This window comes from Haloferax profundi (assembly GCF_001469865.1).
Taxonomy (GTDB): Archaea; Halobacteriota; Halobacteria; order Halobacteriales; family Haloferacaceae; genus Haloferax; species Haloferax profundi.
Window position 1 is genome coordinate 1 of the sequence record NZ_LOPV01000549.1, and the last position, 646, is coordinate 646.

Annotated in this window: 1 protein-coding gene; it reads right to left on the bottom strand. The window is 57.9% G+C overall.

The features are described 5' to 3' along the window. Positions 1-604, bottom strand: a 604-nt coding sequence (locus AUR66_RS16545) for a hypothetical protein (RefSeq protein WP_058573301.1), incomplete at its 3' end; no start/stop codon positions are given. Positions 605-646: the final 42 nt, after the last annotated feature.

A 646-nucleotide genomic window follows, 5' to 3' on the forward strand; every position in this document is an offset into this window, starting at 1 on the left:
GAGGCGTCTCGTAGTAGCCAAACTCGACGGCGGCTTCGAGTGCTGCTTGTTGTTCCGGTGGAAGGTCGTCCGAGTCGAACCCCTCTTCGAGCCAGCACTCCGGTTTGCTGATGCGCTGGACGCTGAGTGAGAGTCCCTCGCTGAGGCCATCGTCCACCTCTTCGTAGATTTCGCCGACAGTGTCGTCGTCGTCGATGAGGAGTCGCCACTGATACTGGTTGCCGCGACGTTCTGCTTGCATCAAGAGACCATCGCCGATGTGCTTCGCGGCGACGTACGGAATCGACTGAATTCCCTCACCCTCCTCTCGACACGAGTAGACGATGCGGCCGTTTGGGGTACTGGAGAGCGTCTCGAAGTTCCACTCGACGACGGGAGCCCCACACATCCCGATGACTTCGTTACAGAGAGTCACACTCTCGACGACTGCATCGAACTCCTCGAGTACCTCTGTCGGGCCGGTGATTCTGTCGAGACGCCACATCGACTCGTTCGTCGCGTGGACGGCCATCGTCTTGGAGTGTAAATCTGGGTTGTCGATGAAGAGGTCCATGACCTCGTCTGCCCCCTTGTCGTATTCGACGGTGAAGACGAACTCGCGCATAGTAGCTCACCTATTCGCCCGCTCTCTATAACCTTGTTTGGA